General features: G+C 52.8%; 19 protein-coding genes. 12 read left to right on the forward strand and 7 right to left on the reverse strand.

What is annotated here, in order from left to right:
• Window positions 1-85 precede the first annotated feature (85 nt).
• Window positions 86-805, forward strand: coding sequence for an aspartate/glutamate racemase family protein (locus ABD035_RS03760; RefSeq protein WP_343867809.1), 720 nt, complete (start codon window positions 86-88; stop codon window positions 803-805).
• A 187-nt stretch (window positions 806-992) separates the two neighbouring features.
• Here ABD035_RS03760 and ABD035_RS03765 read toward each other — a convergent pair whose 3' ends face one another.
• Window positions 993-1,169 carry a hypothetical protein gene (locus ABD035_RS03765; RefSeq protein ID WP_212712345.1) on the reverse strand — a complete coding sequence of 59 codons (177 nt, stop codon included), beginning with the start codon at window positions 1,167-1,169 and terminating at the stop codon, window positions 993-995.
• A gap of 356 nt (window positions 1,170-1,525) precedes the next feature.
• On the opposite strand from ABD035_RS03765, the gene ABD035_RS03770 reads away from it, so the two are divergent.
• The gene (locus tag ABD035_RS03770; protein WP_343867812.1) at window positions 1,526-1,720 is read left to right on the forward strand and encodes a hypothetical protein; all 195 of its coding nucleotides are present in this window, start codon (window positions 1,526-1,528) and stop codon (window positions 1,718-1,720) included.
• Window positions 1,721-2,240: 520 nt separating this feature from the next.
• Here the strand turns inward: ABD035_RS03770 and ABD035_RS03775 are convergent.
• The 3 genes from ABD035_RS03775 to ABD035_RS03785 all read right to left on the reverse strand — a co-directional run bounded on the left by ABD035_RS03775 (window position 2,241) and on the right by ABD035_RS03785 (window position 4,549).
• Entirely contained in the window at window positions 2,241-2,489 is a 249-nt protein-coding gene (locus tag ABD035_RS03775; RefSeq protein ID WP_212712347.1) for a glycine zipper domain-containing protein, read from the reverse strand.
• A 121-nt stretch (window positions 2,490-2,610) separates the two neighbouring features.
• Window positions 2,611-3,633, reverse strand: coding sequence for a Ppx/GppA phosphatase family protein (locus tag ABD035_RS03780; protein WP_343867815.1), 1,023 nt, complete (start codon window positions 3,631-3,633; stop codon window positions 2,611-2,613).
• Window positions 3,634-4,168: 535 nt separating this feature from the next.
• The gene (locus tag ABD035_RS03785; protein WP_343867817.1) at window positions 4,169-4,549 is read right to left on the reverse strand and encodes a DUF4186 domain-containing protein; all 381 of its coding nucleotides are present in this window, start codon (window positions 4,547-4,549) and stop codon (window positions 4,169-4,171) included.
• Window positions 4,550-4,674: 125 nt separating this feature from the next.
• Between ABD035_RS03785 and ABD035_RS03790 the strand changes: the two genes are divergently transcribed.
• Window positions 4,675-5,121 carry a hypothetical protein gene (locus ABD035_RS03790; RefSeq protein WP_343867819.1) on the forward strand — a complete coding sequence of 149 codons (447 nt, stop codon included), beginning with the start codon at window positions 4,675-4,677 and terminating at the stop codon, window positions 5,119-5,121.
• Here the strand turns inward: ABD035_RS03790 and ldcA are convergent.
• A complete protein-coding gene (ldcA, locus tag ABD035_RS03795; protein ID WP_343867821.1) occupies window positions 5,112-6,053 on the reverse strand; it encodes a muramoyltetrapeptide carboxypeptidase in 942 nt (313 codons plus the stop codon). The genes ABD035_RS03790 and ldcA overlap by 10 nt on opposite strands.
• A gap of 165 nt (window positions 6,054-6,218) precedes the next feature.
• Here ldcA and emtA point away from each other — a divergent pair, with 165 nt between their 5' ends.
• The 4 genes from emtA to ABD035_RS03815 all read left to right on the forward strand — a co-directional run bounded on the left by emtA (window position 6,219) and on the right by ABD035_RS03815 (window position 8,492).
• Window positions 6,219-6,854, forward strand: coding sequence for a membrane-bound lytic murein transglycosylase EmtA (emtA, locus tag ABD035_RS03800; protein ID WP_343867823.1), 636 nt, complete (start codon window positions 6,219-6,221; stop codon window positions 6,852-6,854).
• A gap of 288 nt (window positions 6,855-7,142) precedes the next feature.
• Window positions 7,143-7,391, forward strand: coding sequence for a GlsB/YeaQ/YmgE family stress response membrane protein (locus ABD035_RS03805; RefSeq protein ID WP_212712353.1), 249 nt, complete (start codon window positions 7,143-7,145; stop codon window positions 7,389-7,391).
• 249 nt (window positions 7,392-7,640) lie between these two features.
• The gene (locus tag ABD035_RS03810; protein WP_343867826.1) at window positions 7,641-7,823 is read left to right on the forward strand and encodes a hypothetical protein; all 183 of its coding nucleotides are present in this window, start codon (window positions 7,641-7,643) and stop codon (window positions 7,821-7,823) included.
• A gap of 102 nt (window positions 7,824-7,925) precedes the next feature.
• Window positions 7,926-8,492, forward strand: a complete 567-nt coding sequence (locus tag ABD035_RS03815) for a TorD/DmsD family molecular chaperone (RefSeq protein WP_212712355.1) — start codon at window positions 7,926-7,928, stop codon at window positions 8,490-8,492.
• A 55-nt stretch (window positions 8,493-8,547) separates the two neighbouring features.
• Here ABD035_RS03815 and ABD035_RS03820 read toward each other — a convergent pair whose 3' ends face one another.
• Entirely contained in the window at window positions 8,548-9,114 is a 567-nt protein-coding gene (locus ABD035_RS03820) for a class I SAM-dependent methyltransferase (RefSeq protein WP_212712356.1), read from the reverse strand.
• A gap of 595 nt (window positions 9,115-9,709) precedes the next feature.
• On the opposite strand from ABD035_RS03820, the gene ABD035_RS03825 reads away from it, so the two are divergent.
• Window positions 9,710-9,958 (forward strand): hypothetical protein, encoded by a 249-nt coding sequence (locus ABD035_RS03825; protein WP_343867829.1) that lies wholly within the window; start codon window positions 9,710-9,712, stop codon window positions 9,956-9,958.
• A 417-nt stretch (window positions 9,959-10,375) separates the two neighbouring features.
• On the opposite strand, the gene ABD035_RS03830 is transcribed toward ABD035_RS03825, so the two are convergent.
• Window positions 10,376-11,608 carry an aromatic amino acid transport family protein gene (locus tag ABD035_RS03830; protein ID WP_343867831.1) on the reverse strand — a complete coding sequence of 411 codons (1,233 nt, stop codon included), beginning with the start codon at window positions 11,606-11,608 and terminating at the stop codon, window positions 10,376-10,378.
• Between the two features lie 352 nt (window positions 11,609-11,960).
• Here ABD035_RS03830 and ABD035_RS03835 point away from each other — a divergent pair, with 352 nt between their 5' ends.
• The 4 genes from ABD035_RS03835 (at window position 11,961) to ABD035_RS03850 (ending at window position 16,237) form a co-directional block, all read left to right on the forward strand.
• Window positions 11,961-12,908 (forward strand): aminoimidazole riboside kinase, encoded by a 948-nt coding sequence (locus ABD035_RS03835; protein ID WP_343868203.1) that lies wholly within the window; start codon window positions 11,961-11,963, stop codon window positions 12,906-12,908.
• A 196-nt stretch (window positions 12,909-13,104) separates the two neighbouring features.
• On the forward strand, window positions 13,105-13,353 hold the full coding sequence (locus ABD035_RS03840) for a FeoA domain-containing protein (RefSeq protein ID WP_343867833.1): 249 nt from the start codon (window positions 13,105-13,107) through the stop codon (window positions 13,351-13,353).
• On the forward strand, window positions 13,350-15,671 hold the full coding sequence (gene feoB, locus ABD035_RS03845) for a Fe(2+) transporter permease subunit FeoB (protein WP_343867835.1): 2,322 nt from the start codon (window positions 13,350-13,352) through the stop codon (window positions 15,669-15,671). Before ABD035_RS03840 ends, feoB begins: the two co-directional genes overlap by 4 nt.
• Window positions 15,672-15,745: 74 nt before the next feature.
• Window positions 15,746-16,237, forward strand: a complete 492-nt coding sequence (locus tag ABD035_RS03850; RefSeq protein ID WP_212712361.1) for an ecotin family protein — start codon at window positions 15,746-15,748, stop codon at window positions 16,235-16,237.
• The last annotated feature ends 3 nt before the right edge of the window (window positions 16,238-16,240 follow it).

Raw genomic sequence — 16,240 nt, forward strand, 5'->3', positions numbered from 1 at the left:
CGTAGTCTTAAAGTTTTCAGGGGCCTGAAGGAGAGATACGACAGTATTGTGCCTTCAGGCTCTGTTTTATTCACCGTAAAGGATAATGATGACAGTTTCTATCGGTGTGCTTGCCGGCATGGGGCCGCGTTCCACCGCCCCGTTTATCGACATGCTGATTTCCGCTTGCCAGTCTCAGTATGGGGCCTGCAACGATGAAGATTTCCCGCTCATGCATATTATTTCATTGCCGACACCTTTCCGGCCAGGTCATCCGGTTGACGATGCAGCCATGACCCGTGCCCTCAGTCAGGGCGTTCAGTCTCTGGTCCGGGCACAGACCGATGTTATTGTGGTGCCCTGTAATCTGGCGCACTGCTATTTTAAGGAGATGATACAGGCCGCCGGAAACGTGCCGGTGCTGCATATTGCCGAAAGCGCAGTCCGGCAGCTTCCGGCGACAGTGCAGAAAGTTGCGGTTCTGGCAACGGAACCGGTCATGGATGCCGGGTTCTGGCAGGAGAAGATCCTGGCCACCGGCAGGGAAGTCTCTGATTCAGCGGAATTAAGAAGCCTGGTCACAATCCTTATCCGGCTGATTAAAGAAAGCGGGTTTGCGGTCCCGCAGGTGAGGAGCTGCTGGCAGGCGGTGCTGAGCCATCCCACCCTTTGTCAGGCGGATGCTGTTCTCATTGCCTGTACAGATATCAGCCCGCTGATCCCGCCGGAGCCGGGCCGGCCACTATTTATAGATACGGCGTCAAACCTCGCTGAATCTGCTATCCGCTACTATACTCAGTTAACAGTCGCGCAGGGAACTCGCTGACGATACTCTTTCTGCAGAGAGATGCTGCTGAGGAAGCAGGGCATCAGTGCAGGCTTACCCCGCCCCCGGCCCGCAAATCTCCGGAGTAAAGAGACTGTGTTGTCCGCGGACAGCCGAGCGGCCCTCCCTGTGATGCAGGACAGCCCGCCGCATTATAGTGTTCCAGACTGCCGGAGACCGGAAATACTCAGAATTTATCGCGGGTCATAGGTTCGCGAATATGTTCGTCGGGGATTTCTGCAGTATCAGCTACCGTCGGTTGCCGGTAACCTGCATGCACAGGGGGCATCTGCGAATGCAGCGGCCTGGCAAAAGGCGCAACGGAAATAAATAAAAACAGTAGGGCAAAGGATCTTTTCTTCATGCATTGCTCTCCGTGAAAGTGTCCACAGCATCCTAAATGCCCGACAGTAAATTACTGTCATTGAGAGTTAAATTACTGACAGGCGCTGTAACAGCGGGAGAGTGGCGGAGTTACTGCGAAGTTTTTATTTCCGGTGTCCCGGCAGGGCAGAGGGACTATGCCGGAGAACCCGGCGCAACCGACGGATTTTGACTGAAAAAAGCCTTTTCTATGATCCGGATCATGGGCGTTAGCCCTCCGGTGAGGCATGTTATGGCAGCGAAATTTTTCTGTTGCCACTTATGGAAAACATACACTGCAAAATGGTTGTAACATTGGTAAAGGATAATTTTACCGGTAATCAAAAAGGAGTCTTTATGCTGGCAAAAATGTTTTTACACGGGCGTTATTGTTATGTGGCTGTCACGGAAATGACAGAAATTGAAAGCGGTCATCTGAACAGCGATAACAAATCGTTTATGGTTAAACTGGCCAACGGCATGCAGGAGAAAGTCGAAATGAATCCTGACGGAGTCGCAAACCTGGTCAATGGTTGTATTCACCTCGGCTAATGCCTTATCACCCTGAGTACTGTCAGACGCTCTGACAGACTCTGTCAAACGGGCTTTTCCTTTCACAGATATTCTTTCCGTACGTTAAATCAGGCGCTGACCTCTTTTCCGGGCAAAAAAAAGCCCGCGGTCAGCGGGCAAAGATAACTGGAAGCAATGTGAGCAATGTCGTATCAAATACCTGATTAAATCAGTCAGGTATTCGATAAAGCTAAAGATAGTGGTAATCATTCTCAATTGCAAGCCCGCTCAATGAATTCATCAAAAAAATTTTTTGATAATTCGCTGTCATGGGTGAAAATATTTTAATATCAACAGGTTAATTTAAATGTGCGGCAGGGGTGGCACAGGGTGTTTCAGAAGATGCAGGGAAACGTACGGTGTCGCCGCAATGTACGACGGTAAAGGGCGGTATGACGTTACTGCTGCAAAAATAAAAAACCCCGCAACCGAAGTCGCGGGGTAAGAGAGTCGTACCTGAGCCGGAAGAGACTTCCGGATCCGGGACTAATTCAGAAAATTATTTACGTCCCAGCAGGTAACCGAAGACAACGCCCACTGCCGCTGCAATAGCAACACCGGCATAGGGCTTATCAGATACCTGAGTCTTGATCGTATCAGCAGCATCGCGAACCGCATAGCTTGCCTGGGAGGCATATTTACGTGCAGCACCTTTAACAGAATGCTCTGGTGAATCAGTCACATCACCATAAGTTTCCTGTGCTGCACCTGCCAGTTCTTCAGCTTTATCCTGTACTTTACCAATCATGCAAACTCTCCTTTGTTTCACTGTTATGTAAAATCAATTTAAGTATAGCAGAGGTTTTTTTCCCCATCAGGGAACCAGAATTTTCTGATGAGCGGGGGTTTATTGCTACAGATATTGGTCTTTAGCGAACCAGTAATCCCTGGACAAGACTGGCTTTCACCAGGGTGACTTCAGGAATGTTCAGTGCGCGCATATAGCCTTCCACCAGCAGGAGGTTACTGACATCTGTGGCCCGGTAATCGCCATGCAATTCATTATCACCCTTAGTCACCTGCTGTCCCGCCAGGGTGGATAGCTGTGTCAGTGTATAGCTGTCAGGCTTATCCGCAAATTGCTGACGCAGGGAATAATCATGCACTCCGCCGATGCCGATAATTTTACGGTGTGGGATCAGCCGCTTCAGTGAGGCATCCACATCATTGCTGGCATAGAATTCCACAAACTTCAGGGCGTCACCGGCATCATGACCTATCGGATTAGGCGAACTGTCAGGGCGGAGTGGCTGATGTTTTAACAGGCTGACAATGTAATTTTTCAGAGTGACCGAGGCCAGTTTACCCTGGTAAATCACGGGAGTCAGACGCCCGCTCTGCCTATCCCAGGTGGTCATCTGCATGGATCCGCCACCGATATCCCAGACAAGGATATCGTCGTTTTTTACCCCGGATTGATTTAATGCTGCCTTTGCCGAGGCAAAACCGAGCAGGGCTTCCTGCTGCTGGCTGATAATGCGAATATGCGCCGGGGTTTGCTGATTAAATAACTGAACAACCTGCTGTCCGTTTTCTGCATTACGGAACACCGCAGTCGCAACGCCTTCAATAGTGACCGGATGGAAACGATTGACCTGTTTTATTTCCTGCTTAAGGGCATCCAGCCCCTGACCGATGATGCTATCCGGTAAGCGACTGTCTGTCGCATGCATCAGTGCATCGTTATAAGATACCGGCAGTTGCTGCTGATAAAGCATTTTACGGATTTGATGCTGGCAGGTATCGACTTCGGCCACCGCTATTTTCGTACTGCCGGAACCGATATCAATGGCTGCGCGATTTTGCAGGCAAGGGGAGGCGGAAACTGAAAAACAAAAGACGACCGGAACAACACTCAGTAGTGAGGTTGCCCATTTTGGTAAAGCCCGCATGGCTTAACTCCTTGTTATCTGAAGACGGATAAAAAATTACTACAAAATATGTCACAGCAACAGAAGAAACATCATCCTGGTTGATGATGATGACCCGACCGGCAGGGGGACATTGTCAGGCTACCCTCAGATTCCGCGGGGCATCCCTCAGCCTGACACGATCAGCCGGAAGACGGCGGGCATGCCCCCTGCAGGATGATCACCGGGGGGAGGTAGCACGCGGGGTCAGAAGATTTCTGTCATCCGCTATCTGCACTGATTCTGTCCCGGGGCAGGGGAACATGGCTATCCTGCTCGGCTATCCGCGGCGCCACGGGCCTGTGGGGCCCTCCCTGCAGGGGCGGGGCTATAACGGTACACCCGCCCCTTTCGGTGAAGATGTACAACCGGCAAGCACCGGCAGTAAAAAAACGATGATCAGAAAAGCAAAACATCCTCTCAGCTCTTCGCTTCTCAGTCCGGCACCCGGACGTTATCTGACTGACTTATCAGTAAATCTGTCATCGGTGGACGGCGCCGGGGGTGCTTATCGTATTCAGGGCCGGTTAATTTCCTGCTGTAACCAGCTGAACAGCACATCGCAGATATATTGCTGCTGGTGCTCATCCAGCGGCTGATGCTGCGCTATGTTGTGCCACTTTTGCAGACACCCCCGGCAACAGGTTGCTGTTGCGTGCTGCGCAATAAATACCGGATGCCCGCGCATCGGCGTCTGCCGGCCATCATTGGCCGGTTCAGCAGCAGAGAGGCGTTCACGGACAAAATCTGCGGCATGGCTCATCACGACCCCGGCCCCCTTATCCAGACAGTACTGCCTTTCTTTATCCCCGAGATGGAAGCGACTGCGGAATCGTGAAGCGGCCAGTCGCCGGAAGAGTTGCGCGCGGGCAGGTAACGGCCCGGTCTGAATGCTCATGAGATAGTCATAACCCGTCATGAATTTTATAATGTTGTAACGTACTGCGACTTTTTCTGTCGTGCAACAGCGATATCGTGACCGGGGTAATACAGATATTTCTGACAGAAGATATTCCGGGACGAATGATGAATAAAATACTGGTCACTACACTGGCAATAATGACGCCGCTGACGGCCGCGCTGGCTTTAACTCCGCCCAATGATGGCGATGAGTTTCAGATCTCCTGTCCGGGGCGGGATACCATGACGATTGATCGTGCGGAGTACGGTATCTCAACCCTGATGTGGGACAACGATAACTTCCAGATAGCCGCGGGCCAGGAGAGGACCCGGCTCAATGACGGCCAGCCGGTATGGATCACCCTGTTTCGTAACGGAGACCAGTTGATGGTAGATAAAGCGACACAGAATACCTTTTTTGTGTATGCTGGTACGACGGCACTGGTCCCCTGCGAAAGAACTTATACCCGTCCTGATCCGTTACTGACGCTGACGCCGTGGAGTGATACCCACACGGCGCAAAATGACGAAGCCGGAGACGGCCGCCGCGCAGAACACCGCTATTCGTGAGTCAGGGATGCGGGCGGAAGCGGATGCCCGGTCAGTGTCAGCGAACAGTCGCCGTCCGCGACCTGCAGGTGAGCGCTGGCGCCGATAGGCAGTGTGACGGTCTCCTGCTCGTGGCCAAAAGGCAGTCCGGAAATAAACGGGATCCCGCTCAGCTCGCGCAAAGTCTGCCATACCGTGTCGTAACTGAACCCCTGATCATACTCAGACAGTGTCGCGCCGCTGAAGCTTCCGAGGATCACGGCTTGCTGCTGTTGCAGAATACCGGCATGCCAGAGTTGCAGCAGCATCCGTTCCACCCGGAAAGGGTGCTCATTCACATCTTCAATCACCAGAATCCCTTGCCCCACCACCGGCATCCACGGCGTCCCCGTCAGCGAGCACAACATAGCCAGGTTTCCTCCCCAAAGCGTCCCTTTCAGTGACAGATTTTCTGGTGTATTTCCGCGCCAGCGGATGGTATAACTTTTTTGCCTCAGGATGTCGCGGAAGTGTTGCAGGGTAAATGCGGAAGGGTGTTCTGCACCAAAATTACCGGCAAGCATCGGCGCACTGTAGGTGATGAATCCGGTCTGAGCGAACAGCGCCAGTTGTATGGCGGTAAAGTCGCTGTGGCCACACAGCGCTACGGGATGCTGAGCGAGGCGATCCGCCAGGGCGGTATAACGGATATCGCAGAGTAACCGGCCTGCACCATAGCCACCCCGGACAGCCAAAGCGATATCGGGTAGCGAGGGGCTGTCGGCCAGGTCATTCAGGTCTGCCAGGCGTTCAGTATCGGTACCGGCAAACCGCTGGAAACGCCGCGTGATGACCTCCGTGTTCTCCGGCCGGTGACCGAGATCCTGCAGGTATTTAACGCCGCGCCAGGCCGCTGCCTGATTGATGCAATAACCGGAAGGGGCAATCAGTCGGATAGTATATCGGGAAGTCATAGCATTATCGTCTTCAGGAGAAAGTAAACAACACAGATAACATCATGAAGAAAACAGCCGTCGAAGTCACGTCTTTAAGCCACCGGTGATTTCAGACAAACGGTAATTTCACCCGGGTTCTAACCCTGTATCATAGGCGACGCAAAACTATCAGGATAAAAACACGTGAAAATAAAGTATCTTGTGCTTTCTGCCTTATTCCTGGCAGGATGTGCCAGTGAGCCGCCCCGGCAACAAATTGCACAGCAGAAATATACACCTTTAATTGAAGCACCACCCTCAAAAGTTCTGACCAATGATAATTGGTCTATTTTTACCGAAGACGCTGCCAGTCATTATGGTGTTGATCAACGTTTAATCAGCGCCATTATTAGTGTCGAGTCCGGTGGAAATCCTAATGCGGTCAGCCGTTCCGACGCGGTCGGCCTGATGCAGATAAAAGCCTCCACTGCCGGCCGTGAAGTTTATCGGGCCCAGGGCAAACATGGCGAGCCAAGCCGCAGAGACCTGAAAGACCCGGCAAGAAATATTGAAATCGGTACGGCCTATATCAGGATCCTGCAGAAGACCATGTTGTCAGGCATCCATAATCCGGTGACGATGCGTTACGCCACGATTGTTTCCTATTCAAACGGTGCGGGTGCATTATTACGTACGTTCTCTTCTGACCGTGAGCGGGCGATTGCCATGATCAATGATATGACGCCGCAGCAATTTTATCGTTATATTGAGCGCAAACATCCTGCGAGCCAGGCGCCGCGTTATTTATGGAAAGTCACCAACGCCTATCAGGATAGCTGATACCTGCGAATGACCGGCGGGTGAAAAAAGCGCCATCCGGTCATAGTATTCGCTGCGGATATCGCATAATTCCCTTTCTGTTACTATACTTATCTCCGGCGGCAGACAATTTCCTGTTCCGCTACTATTTATAGCAAAATCTTATGCGTAACGTGACAATGCCTGAAAATGTGCCAGGCTATATCACGGATAACCTCTGCCAGGTGTGAGGGTTATCACTCCCGGTGACCGGAAATCCGGGCCAGCGGGCAAAATTTGACGCAGACTCATTTCATGTAAGGAGCAGTTATGGGCATTATTTCATGGATTATCTTTGGCCTGATTGCAGGTATTCTCGCCAAATGGATTATGCCAGGTAAAGATGGCGGCGGGTTCTTTGTCACCGTTATCCTGGGGATTATCGGCGCGGTTGTCGGCGGTTGGATCAGCACCCTTTTCGGTTTCGGGAAAGTGGATGGATTTAACTTCGGCAGTTTCGTTGTCGCGGTGATTGGATCTCTGGTCGTGCTGTGGATTTACAGAAAAGTCAGAAGCTGATTCGTCTTTCAGAAAAAGGCCATCTCCGGATGGCCTTTTTTTATGGCATTTTCCGGCCGCGCTCAGCGCTATCGCTGGCAGGACATCAGGGAATGACCTCAGAGACAGCCGGAGAGTCCCGCCCTAATGGCCTGTGATGAAAACCGCAGCCGGGAGCCCCGGTGTAGCAGGAAAACCATCGCCCCCGCGCGGTATCGCTGTTTACGCTGGCCACTTTTTACTTACCGGACCCGCTGCCGGTCAGGGCATGTGACAGACGGCAGGCAGGGATTAGCGGTCGTTCCGGCCAGCAATGATTGTGCGGCATACTATGGAAAACTCTGCAGCCTGACCTCAGATAAACTCGCCTGGCCGGACGGAACATACTCCGGATCTCCGGGAGAGATGGCTGACCGCAGCGATAAATCGGTTGCCGGCATTGACAAGGCGTAGCAGGCAACATTAAATACGGCGCCTGAGAAAGCGTGGGGTGAATCGCTGAGTTTGGTGATCGGCGGCCCGCATCAACACTGAACTTTGCAAGAGATAACCTCAATGAATGAATTTTCGCTAATCTGCCGTATCCTCGGCTCATTATTTAACCGTGCCCCGAATGATCCTGTTTTACAGCCCCTGTTCACACTGATCCGTGAAGGTAAGCTGCAGCCACAGTGGCCACTCGAACAGGACGACCTGCTGAAAACATTGCAGAATAATTGTGACCTGCCAGAGCTGGAAGCAGACTACCAGGCGCTGTTTGGCGGTGAACAGCCGGCGGTTTCCCCGTTCGGCTCTCAGTGGGAAAAGGGTCCCCGTGAAGAGGAGGTGCGGTCGTTTCTTCAGCAGCGCGGCATGCCACTGACCGATACTCCGGCAGATCATTTTGGTATGTTGTTACTGGCAACCTCCTGGCTGGAGGATCAGTCTCAGCAGGATGAGTATCTGGCACAATTTACGTTATTCGATCAGTATCTGCTGCCATGGTGTGGGGCCTTCCTGGGCAAAACAGAAGCCCATGCACGGACACCGTTTTACCGCACTCTGGCGTCGATTGCCCGCGGAGCGATTCAGGCGATGTATGAAGAGCTGGCGGAGCAACAGGATTCGGATCCGGCAGAGTAATCCGCTGCAAGCACAGACCGGGTGTTATCGTCTGTCACCCGGAATTCCGGATCGGTCAGCTTTCCGACCAGTGGTGAGTACAGCTATAGACCCAGGCGGGTGGCACGTTTTTTAATACCCGTTGTCGCTGCCAGGTAAAGTAGCGCGAAAGCTCAGACTGGGTTAAAGAGGTATACTGGAACTGCACGAAAACACCGCCGGGTGTCAGAGCCTGGTGAACGGCGGAAAGTATTGCATGCCGCACCGGTACCGGTAGTGAAAGCAGCGGTAAACCGGAGAAAATCGCATCATACCGGCCCTGCAGTCGTTCAGCTGATTTTGCGTGGACCTGCAGGCGGGGATCATTGATTGCCCGTAACCGGGAAACCAGTGGCTGACTGATTTCAAACACATCTATCGCCGCGTCAGCCGGCATATGCTTCAGTAAAACTTTAGTAAGAACACCGTCTCCGGCACCCAGTTCCGCGACATTCTGAACTGTGGTCCAGTCTGCACAGTTAGCCATAGATTCACACAAGGCCATCGATGATGGGGTAATGCTGCCGACTTTTCTGGGGTTACGGATAAACTGTTGAACAAAACCTGCCTTAGAACGTACCAGGCTGATGGCAGATGCCAGCATGTAAACCTCCATGATCAAGTTAACCTTATTACTATGTACCCGATTCAGAGAGAAAGTGCCTCTTATGATAACGAAAGAGAACATTATCAGAATAGTCTGCAAGCTGTGAATATGCGATGTTCGCCCGAATTCTGACAGGCACCGGGCATCTAAGCTGAGAGGTCGGCTCTCAGCGGTGCGGTCATATCAGCGACAACCGTCCTGTCATTTATATCAGTGGTATGGGTCATATAAGTTACACCGGTTATTTCATATATCACCCATATCCGTCATATCACCCATACCATCTATATCAGTGGTCTCAGTGGTAACATCCCAATCACCCAATCACCCAATCACCCAATCACCCTATCATTTATCACGGATATTCCGCCCGGGACGTCAGGCCAGCACTGCGTCATGCGACGTCATTTTCCTTTTTCCCGCTTAGTCGTGGCTGAACGACAATCAGGAAGGGCAGTTAAGCGAATGATCGCTGCTGTACGGTCTATTGCGCCGGACCGGAGATTCCTATGGAAACGGGCAGAACGTTTTCCGGATAAGCAGCCGTGCACAGGTCTGCAATGGGAACAGAAGCCTGATTGAAAAAATCAAAATGCAAAATGCAAAATGCAAAATGCAAAAGGCAAAAGGCAAAAGGCAAAAGGCAAAATGCGAAAGGGAGAAGGCAGACAGCAGAAGGCGGAATCCAAAAGCAGAGACCGGAAAACAGAAGCTGATAAAAAGAAGCCGGAATAAAGAGCGCAGAAGGAAGCAGCCGAACAGTAAAACGCGTGACACAGACAGCAGAAAGTGGAATGCAAAGAACAGGCTCCAAAAGCAGAGACTGGAAAACAGAAGCTGATAAAAGGAAGCCGGAATAAAGAGCGCAGAAGGAAGCAGCCGAACAGTAAAACGCGTGACACAGACAGCAGAAGGCGGAATACAAATAACAGGCTCCAAAAGCAGAGACTGGAAAACAGAAGCTGATAATAAGAAGCCGGCATACAGGGCTCTGAGCCTGGAAAGGAGTAGCCGGACAGTAAAACGCGGAATCCAAACAGCGGAATGCGGGATGGAGAGAACAGGCTCCAAAAAGCAGAGACCGGAACAAAAGCTGATAAAAAGGAGCCGGCATACAGGGCTCAGAACGCAAAAGCAAAAGATGGAATGCAGAGGATAGAAGGCGGAAAGCGGGAAGCACAACCCGACGGTGAAATGCGGAGAACGAGCGCAGACGCTGAAAAGTCGTGGCCCGCTAACTCACGGGCCACGGCAGAACTTATTTAAAAAACATTACCGAAACACATAACAGACCCACGATCAGTACCAGAAAATTGGCCACAGACCGGTAAGGGCGTAGCGCCGGGACCAGCCAGGTCGAAAGCGTCGGCATAATAAACAGGATCAACGCGATTAACGGGCCACTGATGGCATAAATCATCGAGAGCGCATTCGGGTTAATACAGCACACAATAAAGGTGAGCAGAGACACTATCGCCACCGATAATGCGCGGCTCAGTCCGGGGCCGGGCCTGAAGCCGGCCAACTGTGCGGATGAAGACACAACCTGAGTAGCACCTTCAATGACCCCGAAGTAGGTCCCGAGGAAGGATTTTGACATTGCCACAACGGCGACAATGATCCCCGAGGCGCTCAGCCAGCCCGCCGACGAAGACATCATCGACAATGCAGACAGAATGGTCAGTCCCTGCGTCTTAGCGATTTCCACATCGGCGGCCGGGATCGCCATAAAACAGCTAAAGACAAAAAACATGACACTCAGACAGATAATCAGATAAGCCACTTTCATGATTTTTTTGCATTTAGCCATCGCCTGATCATGATACTTCTCGCGTTGAGCCACGGAAAAAGTAGAAATGATAGGTGTATGACTAAACGCGAAAACCATCACAGGAATCGAAAACCAGATGTCATGCAGCGTATCAGGCGTATAGGTCAACCCGGACGAGAGCAGGGAAGGCTGCCAGTGACTGCTGAGGTACACCGAGAGAAACAGAAAATAGGCTATCAGCGGGAATACCAGAAACCCCATGACCTTTATCGTCACATGCCGCCCGGTCAGAAAAATCAGATTCAGGGTCGCGACCACGCCCAGACTGAGCAAAATCCGCGTACCTTCACCGACCACCGTATGCTTCGCCAGCTGTTCAGCCAGTGAATTGGTGATGGCGACAGCGTAGATCAGAATCACGACAAAGAACGCGACGAAGTAAAGGATCGAAATCAGGTTACCGATTTTTTTACCGAAAAATTGCTGAACGGCAGAGGTAATACCCTCCTGCTGGTTATCAGCTTTCGAGGCCAGAATAAACTGACATAACGCTTTGTGCGGCCAGTAGGTTAAGGGCCAGGCGAGTAAGGCGGTCAGAAATAACACTACCGCCCCGGCCGATCCTAACTGAATAGGCAAAAATAATGTCCCGGCGCCGACAGCAGTACCATATAGCGCAAAACTCCACAAAGTCTCTTCTTTTGACCAACATTTAATCATTCTGCGAATGTATCCACCTGGTGAGAAAAAAAAGTGGGGGTAATTTATCATAATAAAAAGTTATATGTTATCGGGGCTAAGGGATCTGATGGACTGAACGAGTAATTAAAGTTAAGAATATCCGTAAGAAGTTCAGACTTTAGGAGCAATACTGTCGCATTCGCACTGTCATTGTAGTGAACTTATCAGATAAAATAGTCGACAAATCGTTAGGTTATGGCGGAGCCTTCAGTATTTAACGCTATAATTTCCCTCCCGGCCTTCTGTCGGTGAAGATTTCAGATTAAAGATAAAATGAAGAGTCGGGCTGTGGACGATGCACATGGCTGGCCGTCAGTAACGAGGATATATGATGAAAATTTGGGCTCTGGGTGACGCAGTCGTCGATTTACTCCCTGCCGGTGATATGAATTACCAGGCCTGCGCAGGAGGTGCACCCCTGAATGTTGCCGTGGGTGTGGCCAGGCTCGCGGGTGACAGTGCGTTTATCGGCCGCATCGGAAATGATCCTTTTGGCCGTTTCCTGAAACGTACGCTGGAAGAGCAGGGGGTCGGCACAGAATCTATGCTGACCGATGAGACACACCGTACCAGTACGGTGGTGGTGGATCTGGCGACCAGCGGTGAACGCAGTTTCTCCTTCCTGGTTAATCCTTCCGCCGACCAGTTTCTGACCTCCCGGGATCTGCCGGTATTTGGTAAAGATATCCTGCATTACTGTTCACTGGCACTGGCTGCCGAAAGCTGCCGTGAGGCGGTGGTTCAGGCCAGCAAAAAAGTGAAAGCCCGCGAAGGATGGGTCAGCTTTGACGTAAACCTGCGGGAACAGATGTGGACAGACAAAGCCGAGATGCGTCGTATCATCGAACAACAGTGCGGCAGTGCGGATATTCTGAAACTTTCGGATGAAGAGCTGTTCTGGCTGACGGAAGATGAAACCTCTGACTGGGATGAAGCACTGGACTTACTGTCACGCTATCCGGCCCCGCTGAAGGTGATCACCCGGGGTAAAGAGGGCGGGATTGTCTTCTACGGGCAGGAAAAGTTCAGCTTCCCCGGCTACAACGTCAAAAGTATTGATACGACCGGCGCCGGCGATGCCTTTATGGCCGGGCTGTTATCATGGCTGGCACGACACGGGCTGCCGGAAACCGGACGGCTGAGCGCATTGCTGTCACAGGCAGGAGCCTGCGGGGCACTCGCCACCACCCACAAAGGGGCTTTACCGGCGTTACCGACACCGGCAAAGCTGAACGATTTTATCCGCGGAGCCGGTCTGTTGTCACTGAAACCGTTATAATCATCCGGCAGATAAGCTGATACCCACTGACGGCTTATCTGCCCTGTTTTCGGTAATTATCCCCGCAGGTTCGCCGGTGTTCCTTCATCCGGTATTTTTTCTCCCCGCTTGTCTTACATCAAATTATATGAGAACGATTCTCATTATACTGAAACTCTACCGCCCGTGACGGGTTTCAACCGAGTAAGGACAGCTTATGCCAGTCAAACCCTTTTGCCGCTATCGGATCCGGGCCATCAGTCCGCAAACGTCGGCGGCCTTTCGTCAGAAACTATTGTCACTGGGTCTGCTGCCGGGGGCAGATTTTGAGGTCGTCAGGGCGGCTCCGCTGGGTGACCCGCTGGAAATCAGTACGCCGACACTGACCATTATGATACGCCGCAGAGACCTGGCATTGCTGCAACTGGAACCCTTACCGATCAGTGAAAGGAGCGCGTCAGTATGAGTCAGCAACCATTAACCATCGGGCTGGCGGGTAACCCGAACACCGGTAAGACCACGTTATTTAATCAGCTGACCGGCGCCTCACAGCGGGTAGGCAACTGGGCGGGGGTCACGGTAGAAAGAAAAGAGGGGTTTTTTTCGGCCGGGGATGCCCTGGTCCGGCTGGTGGATCTGCCAGGGCTTTATTCACTGACCATGACCTCGCCGGAGACCTCACTGGATGAGCAGATTGCCAGTGAGTTCATCCTGCAACAGGATGCCGCATTACTGATTAACGTGGTGGATGCCGCAGCACTGCAACGGAATCTCTGGCTGACGTTACAGCTCAGGGAAACGGGTATCCCCTGTATTGTGGTGTTGAATATGATGGATGTGGCACAGCAGCGTGATGTCGTCCCTGATATTGATCTGCTGAGCCGTGCGCTGGGATGCCCGGTGATCCCGATGGTCTCAACGCGCGGAGAAGGGATACAGGCCCTGAAACATGCCATTGCTCACCTTCAGACACACGGCCCCGGCACAGCCTGTTCACTGGAACTCCCGGCGGAACTGGCCGCTATTCGCCGGCAGATTTCAGAGAATATCACCGGGCACTTTTCTCCACAGTTACAGACCTGGCTGGGATTACAGGTGCTGGAAGGTGACCTCTATAGCCGCCGGTTTCTGAGCCAGGAGATTCTGTCAGAAATACTGCCGGAGGCAGAAAAGTCCGATACGATGGCGTTGCAGATCGCCGGGTATCGTCAGCAGCGTTGCCGGGAATTGGCGCAGGAAGTCACCCACCATCGGGTTGCCAAACCTCACCGGCTGACGCTCTGGCTGGATCGGCTGGCAATGGATCGCTGGCTGGGGTTACCCGTTTTTCTGCTGCTGATGTACCTGATGTTTTTCCTGGCCATCAACGTCGGAGGGGCCTTACAGCCTCTTTTCGAGTCCGGTTCTGTCACCCTGTTTGTGCACGGCATCCAGTGGCTGGGGTGGATGAGTCGTCTGCCACCCGGGGTCACGGATTTTCTGGCCAGTGGCATTGGCGGCGGGATCACCACCGTCCTCCCCCTGATTCCGCAAATCGGCATCATGTACCTGTTGATGGCGTTCCTGGAAGATGCCGGCTATATGGCCCGCGCCGCCTTTGTGATGGACAGGATGATGCAGTCGCTGGGACTGCCGGGGAAATCGTTTGTCCCGCTGATCATCGGCTTCGGGTGTAACGTTCCCTCGGTGATGGGAACCCGGACGCTGGATGTCCCCCGGGAGCGGTTAATGACCCTGCTGATGGCCCCGTTTATGTCCTGCGGTGCCAGGCTGGCGATTTTTGCTGTCTTTTCGTCGGTCTTTTTTAGCAGCCACGGGGCGCTGGCGGTATTCGGTCTCTACCTCTGCGGCATCCTCGTTGCCATACTGACCGGATTATTACTGAAACATACCCTGCTGCGTGGTGAAGCCAGTCCTTTTGTAATGGAGTTACCGCTGTATCACCTGCCGCACCTGAAAAGTGTCGGATTACAGAGCTGGCAGCGTCTGCGGGAGTTCGTCTGGCGCGCCGGAAAGGTCATTGTGATGGTAAGCCTGCTGATCAGCGGGCTGAACAGCTTTACTCTGCAGGGGCACCCGGCGGGGCCCGGAGAGGAGGCCGCGCTGGAGACAGTCAGTAAAGCACTGACACCGCTGCTGACCCCGTTCGGGGTGCAGCCGGATAACTGGCAGGCAACGGTCGGACTGATCACCGGGGCGATGGCCAAAGAAGTGGTGATTGGAACGCTGAACACGCTCTATACCTCGCAGGTGATCGATGAGGACCGTTTTGACCCTGAGACGTTCCGCCCCCTCAGTGAACTTGCTGCCGCCTGGCAGGAAACCCGCGAGAGTCTGGCGACCACGTTCACGTTACAGGTGCTGGAAAATCCTATCGCGGCCAGCCAGGGCGATGCGGAGATCAGCAGCGGCGCCCTGAAGGTGATGCACCAGAAATTTGCCAGCAGCGGGGCGGCCTTCTGTTATCTGCTTTTTGTTCTGCTGTATGTGCCCTGCGCCTCTGTGATAGGGGCGATTGCCCGGGAAAGCAGCCGTGGCTGGATGCTGTTTTCTGTCTTCTGGGGACTGAGTACCGCCTGGTCGGTGGCGACGGTTGTCTGGCAGATCCTCAGTTTTTCATCTTCTCCGCTCAGGGCCGGGGCCATACTCTTTGCGGTAATTCTTTATAACCTGATCCTGGTCGGAATTCTGGGCCGGTGTAAACCGCGTATTTCCGTGCAATCTGTCCCGGTCTCTGCCTGCGGAGGTTGCCAGGGATGCGGTTCACGGTCAGGATGCCATTAAGCAGTGTCACGCTACGGGAGTCACTGTCTGGCAGCGCTCCCGGGCAGCAATTACCGGTGATTTATGGAGATCTTATGCGAAAATTTACGTGGATGATGTTGCTTATACCGCTGACAGGCACCAGCCTGATCACACAGGCCGCCACCACCGATGAAGACCGGGTGATGAAACCGTATCCGCTGGCCGAAGCGCATATGCAACGTAACGTCATCCTGTTACCGCCATTGAGCAATGAACAGCACTATCGTGTGGAGCTGATCATTGGTAAAAAAGCGATGACTGACTGTAACCTGGTGCACCTTGCCGGTTCGATGACAGAGGAAACGGCCAAAGGGTGGGGATATCCTTACTACCGGGTCACTCTGCAACCCGGGCTTATCTCGACACGCCGGGCCTGCATTCCGGCGAAGAAGACCTCCCGGCTGGTGACGTTACCGGCCGCCTCCGAAAAACTGCTGCGCTACAACAGCAAACTACCGCTGGTGGTCTATGCCCCGCAGGGGATACAGGTCAGTTATCGCCTGTGGAAAGGCGGCGAGGATGTGGTGAAATCAGAACTACGTTAACCC

Source organism: Tatumella terrea (assembly GCF_039523755.1).
Classification (GTDB): Bacteria; Pseudomonadota; Gammaproteobacteria; order Enterobacterales; family Enterobacteriaceae; genus Tatumella; species Tatumella terrea.

What these genes read in the sequence shown, in the direction of transcription:
- ABD035_RS03760 (WP_343867809.1), top strand. Translation starts at nt 86, where the DNA reads ATGATGACAGTTTCTATCGGTGTGCTTGCCGGCATGGGGCCGCGTTCC.
- ABD035_RS03840 (WP_343867833.1), top strand. Translation starts at nt 13,105, where the DNA reads ATGCCAGTCAAACCCTTTTGCCGCTATCGGATCCGGGCCATCAGTCCG.
- ABD035_RS03780 (WP_343867815.1), bottom strand. Translation starts at nt 3,633, where the DNA reads ATGCGGGCTTTACCAAAATGGGCAACCTCACTACTGAGTGTTGTTCCG.
- ABD035_RS03790 (WP_343867819.1), top strand. Translation starts at nt 4,675, where the DNA reads ATGATGAATAAAATACTGGTCACTACACTGGCAATAATGACGCCGCTG.
- ldcA (WP_343867821.1), bottom strand. Translation starts at nt 6,053, where the DNA reads ATGACTTCCCGATATACTATCCGACTGATTGCCCCTTCCGGTTATTGC.
- ABD035_RS03775 (WP_212712347.1), bottom strand. Translation starts at nt 2,489, where the DNA reads ATGATTGGTAAAGTACAGGATAAAGCTGAAGAACTGGCAGGTGCAGCA.
- ABD035_RS03815 (WP_212712355.1), top strand. Translation starts at nt 7,926, where the DNA reads ATGAATGAATTTTCGCTAATCTGCCGTATCCTCGGCTCATTATTTAAC.
- ABD035_RS03805 (WP_212712353.1), top strand. Translation starts at nt 7,143, where the DNA reads ATGGGCATTATTTCATGGATTATCTTTGGCCTGATTGCAGGTATTCTC.
- ABD035_RS03850 (WP_212712361.1), top strand. Translation starts at nt 15,746, where the DNA reads ATGCGAAAATTTACGTGGATGATGTTGCTTATACCGCTGACAGGCACC.
- ABD035_RS03765 (WP_212712345.1), bottom strand. Translation starts at nt 1,169, where the DNA reads ATGAAGAAAAGATCCTTTGCCCTACTGTTTTTATTTATTTCCGTTGCG.
- ABD035_RS03785 (WP_343867817.1), bottom strand. Translation starts at nt 4,549, where the DNA reads ATGAGCATTCAGACCGGGCCGTTACCTGCCCGCGCGCAACTCTTCCGG.
- feoB (WP_343867835.1), top strand. Translation starts at nt 13,350, where the DNA reads ATGAGTCAGCAACCATTAACCATCGGGCTGGCGGGTAACCCGAACACC.
- ABD035_RS03770 (WP_343867812.1), top strand. Translation starts at nt 1,526, where the DNA reads ATGCTGGCAAAAATGTTTTTACACGGGCGTTATTGTTATGTGGCTGTC.
- ABD035_RS03820 (WP_212712356.1), bottom strand. Translation starts at nt 9,114, where the DNA reads ATGCTGGCATCTGCCATCAGCCTGGTACGTTCTAAGGCAGGTTTTGTT.
- ABD035_RS03835 (WP_343868203.1), top strand. Translation starts at nt 11,961, where the DNA reads ATGAAAATTTGGGCTCTGGGTGACGCAGTCGTCGATTTACTCCCTGCC.
- ABD035_RS03825 (WP_343867829.1), top strand. Translation starts at nt 9,710, where the DNA reads ATGCAAAATGCAAAATGCAAAATGCAAAAGGCAAAAGGCAAAAGGCAA.
- ABD035_RS03830 (WP_343867831.1), bottom strand. Translation starts at nt 11,608, where the DNA reads ATGATTAAATGTTGGTCAAAAGAAGAGACTTTGTGGAGTTTTGCGCTA.